This is a genomic window from Candidatus Lernaella stagnicola (assembly GCA_030765525.1).
Taxonomy (GTDB): domain Bacteria; phylum Lernaellota; class Lernaellaia; order Lernaellales; family Lernaellaceae; genus Lernaella; species Lernaella stagnicola.
Map to the genome: position 1 here is coordinate 1 of JAVCCK010000014.1, position 10,262 is coordinate 10,262.

At 55.8% G+C, this 10,262-nt stretch carries 8 protein-coding genes and 1 rRNA gene; 7 read left to right on the top strand and 2 right to left on the bottom strand.

The features are described 5' to 3' along the window. From P9L99_06975 to P9L99_07000, 6 genes are all read left to right on the top strand, one after another. On the top strand, window positions 1-726 hold a 726-nt coding region (locus P9L99_06975; GenBank protein ID MDP8223084.1), incomplete at its 5' end, for a hypothetical protein. A gap of 240 nt (window positions 727-966) precedes the next feature. Continuing rightward, window positions 967-2,598: a hypothetical protein gene (locus tag P9L99_06980; GenBank protein ID MDP8223085.1), complete on the top strand. Its 1,632-nt coding sequence runs from the start codon at window positions 967-969 to the stop codon at window positions 2,596-2,598. Window positions 2,599-2,662: 64 nt separating this feature from the next. After that, window positions 2,663-4,117 carry a hypothetical protein gene (locus P9L99_06985; GenBank protein ID MDP8223086.1) on the top strand — a complete coding sequence of 485 codons (1,455 nt, stop codon included), beginning with the start codon at window positions 2,663-2,665 and terminating at the stop codon, window positions 4,115-4,117. Window positions 4,118-4,298: 181 nt separating this feature from the next. Then, complete coding sequence (locus tag P9L99_06990; protein ID MDP8223087.1) at window positions 4,299-4,670, top strand: hypothetical protein; 372 nt, start codon at window positions 4,299-4,301, stop codon at window positions 4,668-4,670. Window positions 4,671-4,990: 320 nt separating this feature from the next. Next, the gene (locus tag P9L99_06995; protein MDP8223088.1) at window positions 4,991-6,019 is read left to right on the top strand and encodes an SGNH/GDSL hydrolase family protein; all 1,029 of its coding nucleotides are present in this window, start codon (window positions 4,991-4,993) and stop codon (window positions 6,017-6,019) included. Window positions 6,020-6,532: 513 nt separating this feature from the next. Then, complete coding sequence (locus P9L99_07000; protein MDP8223089.1) at window positions 6,533-6,967, top strand: nucleoside 2-deoxyribosyltransferase; 435 nt, start codon at window positions 6,533-6,535, stop codon at window positions 6,965-6,967. A 116-nt stretch (window positions 6,968-7,083) separates the two neighbouring features. On the opposite strand, the gene P9L99_07005 is transcribed toward P9L99_07000, so the two are convergent. Both P9L99_07005 and P9L99_07010 read right to left on the bottom strand, forming a co-directional pair. Further along, window positions 7,084-7,254 (bottom strand): hypothetical protein, encoded by a 171-nt coding sequence (locus P9L99_07005; GenBank protein MDP8223090.1) that lies wholly within the window; start codon window positions 7,252-7,254, stop codon window positions 7,084-7,086. Between the two features lie 44 nt (window positions 7,255-7,298). Further along, window positions 7,299-8,672 carry a hypothetical protein gene (locus P9L99_07010; protein MDP8223091.1) on the bottom strand — a complete coding sequence of 458 codons (1,374 nt, stop codon included), beginning with the start codon at window positions 8,670-8,672 and terminating at the stop codon, window positions 7,299-7,301. Window positions 8,673-9,262: 590 nt separating this feature from the next. On the opposite strand from P9L99_07010, the gene P9L99_07015 reads away from it, so the two are divergent. Then, window positions 9,263-10,262 (top strand): 16S ribosomal RNA (locus P9L99_07015); the annotation flags it as partial.

Sequence of the window (10,262 nt, forward strand, 5' to 3'; positions counted from 1 at the left end):
AGTTGGGGCGACGCCAAGGAGCATTTGCAGGCGGCGATCGATTTGATCACCGGCGTGGTGAACGACCAGACGACGATCCACCTCAAGGCCGGCACGACTGCCGAGTACACGCAAGAGGTGACGATCCGCGGTATCCGCCCGCTGGGTGCGGACGGCGGCCTCACGATCCAGCCGGAGATTTGGACGCAAAGCAATTATGACGACGCGATGGCGTTCGCCAACGGCTACGGCGGGCTGACGCTGGAGAATTGTTATCTGGATTCGATGCCGCTTCCCGTGGTGGCGTATGCGAATTCGACGGTGAGCCTGATGGGCGATGTGTACATCGTCAATCCGTTTATTACCGGCATTTGGGCGCTGGTGAAAAGCAACGTGTACATCGCGCCGTGGACGGAAAAGCCGATGGACTACTACACGCTGCAGATCAAGACGACGAGTCCGCGGCAGACGGATTTCGCGGCGATCAAGGCGGTGGGAAGCAGTTATGTGTTTGTGAAGAGCGGCGACATCAACCCGTGGGATTTGTCGGTTTCGCGCGTGGAGATCACGAACGACTTGGATGTCCTGCCGCCGAATTATTACGGCGTGGTGCTGGAGTCGGCCTCGTTGCTTCAGGGCGCGAGCCTGATGAGCTTCAAGACTAAGAACAAGAAGGGGGATTACGTTGATATGCCGGCGGCAAATTGTTTCGCAAGGCGGAATAGTATCGACACGTTATCGGTTTGAAAGGATGGCGATTCGAGCTAGACTAGCAGCGTCGACTCGGGAGGATTCGCAGTGACTGATAAATACGTACCGATCGACATCAAGAAGTGGAACGACACTTCACAACATGAACATACACCCCTGACGATTGACAAACGAGGCGATGACGGTCGCTATACGCCGATTGACTTGACGGCGATGCGTCGCCGCGGCGGGCCGGAATACGAGACGATTTTTCCGGGCCATGGTGCGGGGCGTCGGGTGGGCGAGGCCGTTACGGGGCAAGCGACGGCAACGCGGTTACGGGCGCGCGAAATCATTGAAGCGGCGGTTGCCAACCGGCAATTGATGATATTGGAGTCCAGCGACGGGACGGTTGGCGAAGACGCTTTTTTGGTCGTGGACGCCGCGTCGCCCGCCGAGTATCGGGCGCTTTGCGAGTCGCGCAATGCGGACCTTTGGATCGATTGCTTGCGGCAGGCTGAGGCAATAAGCACGCTGGATGAAGCGTTTCATTTGCGGGCGCAAGCCGACGCGGAAAGCTATCCCAAAGGGCTTTCACCGGCGCAGCCGGAAGAACAACCGGCGCGTTACGCGACCGGCGATTGGCCTTCGTGGTATCACGGTTTCAACAGTGCGACCTCGGTGTCGCTGACCGTGCAATCGGAAGCCGGTTTTGAGTTATCGTTGCGTGTGGGGCGGTTGGCAAAAACGCGGCCGCTGATTGGCAAGCGATTTTCGCGCTCGGAAGCCGGGGTTTTCGATTTGGAATTCAGCCTGGCGGAGGAGCCGCCGTTCGCGGCGTATCTCGGTCCCAATCAAGGTGATAAGTGGTTGCAATATCAACCGTTGATTCACCCGCCGGAAATAGCTCGTTGGGGTTTGATAAACGACGCGGTCGAGTGCCTTTCCGTGGATGCACTTGCCGGGCGTTTTCGTATCATTCACATGAGGGTGATTCTTAACCGCCACGAAGCGTTGAACAAAAGCGTGAATATTTCCTTGCGAGCGGGAGAAAGCCGTGACTTGTCGCGTACTCTTGAACGCGCGAAGCGCGCGCAATTGGAGATCGAGGATGAGAGTATTCACCCTATTTTGCTGATTGCGGCGCAGCATCTTTATGAGGCTTGGAGTCGTCGTTACGGGAACGTATGGGCCTGGGCCAAATGCCGGCCCATGATGTGGTGTACCGAATTCGCGGCGTACTGTATTCGACAAGGGACCAATAATTATCTAGGCGGCGCCCTTTGCCAGGTACAAGATTTGTACCATAATGACGGGGAATACTTTTCGATTCCGTACGACTATTCGAGCAATCTTAAAACCGGTTCGGTGCGACACTTTTTTGAGGAAAGAGCGCGGTTTATTTCGCCGTTGCCATATAATTCTTCTGACGGCATGATTAGCAAAAAGGTTCCCGAATCTGATTACGATCAACTAGGCGAACTCGTGCGACCCGGTTTTTATGTAAGAATCAAACAAGGTGGACACAGCACGATATTTATTCGGTGGAATACGCCACCGCCTTTCCCGAGGAATCCGGAACATCGCCCGCCAATAAATGGTTTTTACCCGGATCTAAACGAAAACACGTTCTTGGCCATAGGCGGCAATCAGGGTACGCGCCACTGCGTATCGGTGCAGACATTTAGCGTGTCGCTAGCAGATACGACGGCGGACGTTTACTGGGCTGAAATACTCGGCGACAACGCCGACAAATACGACGGTTTCGGCGACACCAGTGGGATATTCATGGAAACGAGCCACGGCCCTATGTCCGCGCCAACGACATCGTTCGACCCTTTTGACGTTGCGCTAAAAATACCAAATGTACAATATACAACGAGAATATTGCGGGAGGTGCTCGCAATATTGGAACTTGTCGGCCTATAACGCGCGGCAAAGGCTTGGCAATAACCGGTTCTTAATAAGTAAATTGTAAGAAGGAATTTCTAATATGAATACGGCTAGTCGAACTCTTACAGTTCTCCTAACTGTGGCTATTATGGTGTTATTATTTGCTAGGGCACAGAAGGCTGCGGCACGGTCGGAGTATCTAAAATTTCCGCTTTTCAAAATTAGCACCTCGGGGGACGTAATCTGGCAGAATATACCTTCGGCCGAGATATACGGTTACTATGTTGACATCGACTCATGGGGAAACCCATATAGCCATAACGATATCGATGGTGTTGTCAAACTTGATTCAAACGGCAAGGAGCGTTGGAATGTTTTGGATTACGAACCGCAAAATTTCGAGTTTTGCGTGGCGTCGGATGGCATATATATTTCATGGTATTCCTGGGATGACAAAAGAAATCTGGTAAAATATAGTCGTTATGGGGAGGAGATTTGGCAGGTTGATGTTGGCGAAGGCATTCAGTGGATATGGCCGGATATGAAATGCGACGAAGACGACGCGGTCTTGCTATCGTTTACAGAAAAACTTGGATACGCGAAATTCAGCGCAGCGGGAGAACATTTATACGACGCTGCGGAGCTTGAAAATAATGGCGGGATTACGACGAAGCAATTGTTGATTGATAATAACGGAAATATATGGGTTGTGGCCTCCGACTACGTTGCCGGACAGCGCAGTGCATTAATTGCGATGTTTAACAAAGCAGGGGAGACCTTGTGGGTGAACCGAATCGATGAGGGAGACATCGAACCTACGGAGGGTTTCGTAACACCGGACAACAAGTTTATGCTTTTTGCGGTTATCGTTGCCCCGGAGAACAACCGTTATGGCTTGTATAGAGTAGACGCAGACGGCGTTATCGAAATGATCGGCGAATTCGAACTTGTCGACGAACGTTGTAACGGAGGATCAAGTAATTCCGCGCGAGCGATTACATCCGACGGCAACGCGGTGATGTGTAGGGGGGGAGAAGGAAGCGGTATGCTGTGTTGCTCGGCACTGAACGCCGAGGGTGAGATTGAGTGGGAGTTGTCAAGCAGAGTGCCGCAGCCGACGGCGGCACCTGGAACATATGATGAACTGTATGCGTATCCGATAAAGATTGCGGCCGACGATGAAGGCGCCGTATATTTATCGGCGTATAGCAATTGGGGAATCGTTTCGTGTGGAAATTGCTCAGATACGCTTATTTCGTTTTGGAAGATCGATCGTAACGGAGATTTCGAATGGCGAAACGAGACGTTTCGATATGACTTCGAGGAAATTGAGCCGACAGAGCCGCATGAGGGTCCGGCAATTTACGCATTTGGCGGCGGTGACATCGTCTATGACGATGGAGATCATTTGTCCGACGATGACGATGACGATGATAATGACAACAATGATAACGATGACAATGACGACGACGACGACGAATCGCCCGACGGCGGAAACGGTGCGGACGACGATGACGACGACAACGACGAAGGCTGCGGCTGTTCGTTGTTTTAGCGCGTGGTGATCGAATTGTCTGGGTTCTTGTCTCCTGGGGAATGGTTAACAAAACCGAGAAAACCAAATAAGAAGCGCGAAAACAGCGTTCCGAAGCTTACCACCCACTTGCATCGCCGGGCATGTGGCCTATGCTGCTACCCGTTTCGATCGAAACGCTTACCCGGAGGCGGAGCAATCCATGTGGAAGAAATACGACTTTTTTATCGCCGGCGTGATTCAAGGCTCGATCGCCGAGAAGCAAGTGCACGCGCAGGATTACCGAGACGAAATCAAAAGGGTCCTGGCCGAAAAGGCGCCCGGGCGCAGCGTGTTTTGCCCGGTGGAGGAGCACTGCAACTCGGTGGAGTACTCCGACGAGGAAGCGCTCCAGCGCGAAGATCGCCCGGGTGGCGGTGGCGCGAAAACTGGCGGCGATTTGCTGGCTACGCCTGATGCGCTGGCATCTGGCGCGGGCGGCTTAAAAGGGAAGATACATCAGCGTGCGTTGGAGGTGAGCGCGGCCCGGCCCTGGGGACTGGCGGACGACACGTCGCTCGCGCCGTTATGCTGAATGGGCGTCTCACCTCGCGAATTGTTTCATGCACGATTCCAGACCGTGGAACTCGGTGCGAATGGGTGTCTGTGCACGCACGTACTACATAGAAGAGGCTTTCGGGGAGTGCCCTTGACTCACGCGGTTATGGGTGTCCCCGGAATTCCTGTCCCCGGAATTTCCCACAAAGGGCCGGTTTCGGACTTTGATATGGGGAGTATCGGCTTACACCAAGTAGTTTTTCGATTGACCGAAACGCAAAGCCAGGGAAGCCAAGCGAAGGCCATGGGAACAATGATTGCAATCTTTGAGTAACACTCGCGCTTTGAGGCATTGATATGACGGTCAACCCACACCAGTTGCAGTGGACACGAAAAAGAAAAACGGCCTACGCTGTTTTGGTTTTTCTACTCTTTTTTTCGCTTGTGGAATTAGCTACTCGTCTGGCGCACGTGAGCCCGGCCGCGACTTTTTACACCGATCCGCGGTTTTTCAAGGGCGATCCCGCTCTTGAGGACCGTGAGCTTTTCTGGCTTCCCATCGGGCGGTTCGAGGAGTCGATCCGTTTGGCGAAAACCTTTCAGGACCATCCCTTGATATTCTGTTTTGGTGATTCGGTCTCCAATACCTTCTACGCCGATCGCCCATTCCCGGTTCAGTTGCAAGAAAGCCTGCTGCGCTTGCCCGGTCTGCAGGACCTGAAGCTGGTCAATTGGAGCGTGGACGGGTATTCAAGCCACCAGATTAAGGTCCTGGCCGGGAGGGCATTCGCCATTACCCAACCGGACCTTGTCTTGGTAACTTGCGGCTGGAACGATCTGGATCAAGCTCGGTTTTCCGACCGGGACATCGCTGCGAAAAACAACCATTTTTCCCGGTCCGTTCTATACGCATTCAACCGTTCTCGCGCATTCGGCTTGCTTCGCCGCACGCTCATGGAGTTGAAATGGAGGATCGCGGATTACGACACGGCTTCGGAAAATCTTAAACCCCGGGTTTGCGTGCGGGAGTATCGTGAATGCCTCAGCGATCTTTGCCGATTGGCCAAAACGCGAGAAATCCCGGTGATCCTGGTATCACAAGCGAGCCCTGACCGCTTTAGTCGGGAGGCCAACGCGCAATATATGGCGGGAATGAAAGCGGTGGCGGGGTCTTTTCCCAATGCGACTTTCATCGACATCAGGCCGCTCCTTCAAACCGATTCGCAGAATTCTCGTGTAGGCGAGGGCTATTTTGTTGACTCCATCCACCCCAGCAATTTGGGCCACAAGTTGATTGCCGAAAGGCTTACGCCCGAGGCCGCCGACAAAGTGGTCGGGATGCGATCCAGGAATGGGTCGGCTTTTTCGAGGATCCCCAAACCATAGAAGGCTTTTTCGACTTTGCGAGCCACTCTGACCTTGAGGGCGCTTCAATCGTCTTTTTCGAAGACCGTGTAGATGCCGATTAATAATATTCTCCGCACGTGCGTAGTCGGCTAGTGTGCGCTGTCGCTGTGAACGTCCGAATTGACGCCGCGATAATCTTGATTGCCGTTTTCGTGCGTCGATTCGAAGGTGCCTATTGGTCCGGATTCGCCCTTAATTATTCGCCTTCTGCCCGCGCGACGAACACCAGCCGCCGGCGGCGGCAATCTGAAACGAGCAAAAAACCGGGACCGAAGAGAAAACAGTAGAAGCAGTTAGGTTATGTGTCCCCGGTCCCCATGGTGGTCGATCCGGACTGAGATTACGGAAAACTCAATCCGTTTCGTTATTCCTTTTGCCGAGAAACGCGAAAACCGCGCTTCCAAACCAGTCACCCTCTTGCATCCGCGGGCGTGTGGCCCCTATGCTTCTACCCGTTTCGATCGAAACGCTTACCCGGAGGCGGAGCAATCCATGTGGAAGAAATACGACTTTTTTATCGCCGGCGTGATTCAGGGCTCGATCGCCGAGAAACAAGTGCACGCGCAGGACTACCGCGACGAAATCAAGAAGGTCCTGGCCGAAAAGGCGCCGGAGCGCAGCGTGTTTTGCCCGGTGGAGGAGCACTGCAACTCGGTGGAGTACTCCGACGAGGAAGCGCGGGAAGTCTTTTTCGGCCACCTGGATATCCTTCGCCAGGCGCGGGTCATGATCGCTTACCTGCCGGTGGCTTCGATGGGTACGGCGATTGAGATGGAAGTCTGCCGAGCGGAAGGCATACCGATCATTGCCGTCTCGCCGATGGCTCACAATTGGGTGATTCGGCTTTATTCGCAGGCGGTTGTGCCGGATATCGCGGCGCTGGCCGCGTGGCTGACCCCCGAACGGCTTGCCGAACTGAATATTTAGGCGACGCGCCGCCGAATTCGGCGGATGATCTCCGTATTGAACGTCCACACCAAGACCACGCAAACCGACAATAAGCCGAAAACGACCGCGATAATCCACCCGTATGCCGGAAACGCCTACCCGCCGACGATGGTCCAGGCTTTTAATTTGAGCGCGAGAAGCGGCACGGCAAGCAGATGAGTCAGGCGGAGCGGGGCGCTCAGCAACCAGGGATTAGCCGGAAAAAACACGGCGGCGGGATTCCGGGAATTGCCTACGTTGTTCTGCTCGTGGATGTGTGTTGTCACGCTGAATGCTAAGCGGGTTTGGGGCGGGCTTTGTCAAACTCCCGCTAGTTGTCGTCGTCCTCGTCCTCCTTCTCCACGGGCCGTATCACCTTATGCCGTCGCATCACTTTCATCGGTCGGTAGACATGGTGGCCTTGGTGAACGTCCGATTCCTGCAGGCGGCGAGGTCGCTTTTTCCGAAAACCGGCCGGGCCTGGGGCGGGCTTCGGTTTGTGGTCGGGGCGGGGCGCTACGTTTACGTCATGGGACGAGCCGACGGCTCCCAGGTGAACGACCGAGCCTTGGTACACAAGCATCATGCCGCGGAGGTGCAGGTTGTCGTGGTGGATGAACTGAGCGCGGCCGACACTTTCGAAGCGGCGCAGATGGCTGTTCGGCGCGGGCAGGTGGGCGCGGGACAGTGAGGCCAAAGCCGCGCCGGCGGTTCGGCGCGAAGTGAGTCGATTGTGGGGCGCGTTGCAGGCGCGGCGCAGGACGGCTCGCCCGGCCAGGGCGGCGTCGAGGGTCTTGCGCCGGCTCGCGTGAAAAGTCCCGGGTGAGGGGAAGATTTCAATTGCCAACACCTTCTCGCCGCTCATGACCAGCAGGCCGACAGTGTCGGACGGGAAGCGAAAACGCTCGCCTCTATGGAAGCAGCCCAGAAGGCGCGGCAGTTGACCGTGGCGATACACGTCGGCGAGGTTCTCCGACGGGCTGCGCACATCGTAGCGATGGAGCAGACGGGTGATCTCCTGCCGGACCGGGATGTTGCGGGCATCCAGCGGGCGGCCCGGGTGGGAGAGGATTTCGAAGCGAACCGGCGCGGGGGCCATCATGCCGGTGGGCGATAGGCGCATGGACGAATGGCGCGAAGGCCGGTGGCGCTGGACGGCGAGGGTCGGCACCGAGGTTCGGTTCGACCGGGCCGGCACGATCAGATCCATGGCCACGGCGCGGTTACGGCCGCCGCCGGAAATCAGGTCACCGGCGACCAGAAGTACCGGGCGGGTATCGCGGTTTTCCGCCACGAGGTGATGGACGTCGCCGCGAGGCTCGACCAGGCGGAGGGCGCGTCGGGTGGAGGCGGACTCGAGGCCTGCGAAGTGGGGGCGCGACTGGTGGCGCAGTCGCAGGGGAAAGACCGAGATGCCTTTGTGGTGTTGGGCATCGCCGATGCGCAGGTCATGCAGGAGCCGCACGAGCGCCGCACGGGGCGAATTGGTATCGCGTAGCGTGACGCGCGATTCGGGCGCCGGCGTGGGCGTAGGTTGCCGCGGGGCGGGCGTTGGTTCCTGGACGACGGGCGGCGGCGGGGGGCCGTCATCGTATTGGTCGGCGTCGTCGATGGGCGGAGTGGGCGACGCGGCGACGTAGGTGTGGCACGAGGCCGTAGCGACCGCTAGGCATAGGGCGAGCAGGAGCGTTGCGGCGTATCTCATGGTTGGCACCTCATTTCAGGGCCGGCGGTGTCGCCGGGAGACCGGAGCAACCCGGTTGGCAGGGTTCCCAGAGAGACGTGCCGACTCATGGATTTGGACAGCGCGCGGGACCTTCAGGTTCAAAGAATGGTGTTTTGCAGCGATTTCGGGCGCTTGTCATTACCATGAAACCGTGATGCCGAGGGCGTTTGCGGTCGGCGGCGGGCGGTTTTCGAGCTGGGTGGGGTGGGTCGTAAGTACGTGATTTAGTGTTAGAAAAGTTGGTATTAAAAAAAGTCGAAAATAGTTGTTGACTGGCATGCCCCCATGGTGTAGAAACCGCGTCCCGTTGAGAAAGATCCTTCGTAGCCGACAGGCCGCGAAAAGGTTTTTGCGGTCTTTTTTGATGGAAAAAGGTTGACAATCCCCGGTTCATCGGGTTATATTTAACGGCCTGGTATAAGGGGTTTTTGATTTACCGACATACCTGATCTTTGACAACCGAATAGTGAGTCCTTGTCGCAAATTGCGACTAAGTTCGAAAATGCCCGGTTATCGCAACCGAACATAGCGAAGCAAGTTACGAGAGAGCTTATCTCTTGTTTAAGATTAAACTGGAGAGTTTGATCCTGGCTCAGAACGAACGCTTGCGGCGTGCCTAACACATGCAAGTCGTACGAGAAAACCCCCTTCGGGGGGTGAGTAAAGTGGCGCACGGGTGAGTAACACGTAGGTAACGTACCCTTTGGCTTGGGATAACATCTGGAAACGGATGCTAATACCAGATAAGACCACACGCACTTCGGTGTGTGGGGTAAAAGGTGGCCTCTCAGAGAAGCTGCCACCGGAGGATCGGCCTGCGGACCATTAGTTTGTTGGTGGGGTAATGGCCTACCAAGGCTACGATGGTTAGCTGGTCTGAGAGGATGATCAGCCACACTGGAACTGAAACACGGTCCAGACTCCCACGGGAGGCAGCAGTGGGGAATATTGCGCAATGGGGGAAACCCTGACGCAGCAACGCCGCGTGGGTGAGGAAGGCCTTCGGGTTGTAAAGCCCTGTCAGGAGGGAAGAATAAGTCGGTGATTAATACTCATTGGCTCTGACGGTACCTCCAGAGGAAGCGCCGGCTAACTCCGTGCCAGCAGCCGCGGTAATACGGAGGGCGCGAGCGTTGTTCGGAATTATTGGGCGTAAAGAGTGTGTAGGTGGCTTGGCAAGTTGGATGTGAAAGCCCTTGGCTCAACCAAGGAATTGCATTCAAAACTGCTTGGCTTGAGTGCGGGAGAGGGAAGCAGAACTCCTAGTGTAGAGGTGAAATTCGTAGATATTAGGAGGAATACCCGTGGCGAAGGCGGCTTCCTGGACCGACACTGACGCTGAGACACGAAAGCGTGGGGAGCAAACAGGATTAGATACCCTGGTAGTCCACGCCGTAAACGATGGGCACTAGGTGTTGGAGGTGTTGACCCCTCCAGTGCCGACGCTAACGCATTAAGTGCCCCGCCTGGGAAGTACGGTCGCAAGATTAAAACTCAAAGGAATTGACGGGGGCCCGCACAAGCGGTGGAGCATGTGGTTTAATACGACGCAACGCGTAGAACCTTACC